Source organism: Saccharothrix sp. ST-888 (genome assembly GCF_000955975.1).
GTDB lineage: Bacteria > Actinomycetota > Actinomycetes > Streptomycetales > Streptomycetaceae > Kitasatospora.
The window spans coordinates 1-384 of record NZ_JYJF01000431.1 but is presented as its reverse complement, the minus strand read 5'-3'; the positions used below and the strand labels follow the sequence as shown (position 1 = coordinate 384).

The window sequence follows — 384 nt, the reverse complement described above, 5'->3', positions numbered from 1 at the left end:
GTGTCCTTGGGCTTGCCAAAGCTCGTCTTGGAGCGCTTGCGCTTGGCCTGACGGTTGCTCGTGTTGGCGGCCTCGACCTTGACCGAGAAGACCGGCTCGACGGCCTGCGTTATCTTGGTCTTCTTGGCGCCCGGCGACACGATGAACGTCTGCTTGTTCTCGCCGAGGAGCGAGTCGCCCTTCGCGCAGATGCACCGCTATGCCTAGCGCCAGCCCTCCTCGACCGGACTTTGCAAGCGCAAGAGCGACAAGCGGGCAACCGTGACGCTGGCGGAGGGGAACCGCCTCGACATCTTCGGTGGTCCGGTCGCTGCCTGACGGCGTTCGTGGTCGGCGATAAGGACGAGGACGGGTGAAGCCAATGGGCATCCGCAAGTCCAGGCC

1 protein-coding gene is annotated in these 384 nt (G+C 64.6%); it reads right to left on the bottom strand.

The window, feature by feature from the left end; all coding sequences use genetic code 11:
• Nucleotides 1-191: 50S ribosomal protein L23 (gene rplW, locus UK12_RS38825; RefSeq protein ID WP_082120152.1), on the bottom strand; the 191-nt coding region annotated here is incomplete at its 3' end.
• Between the last annotated feature and the right edge of the window lie 193 nt (nucleotides 192-384).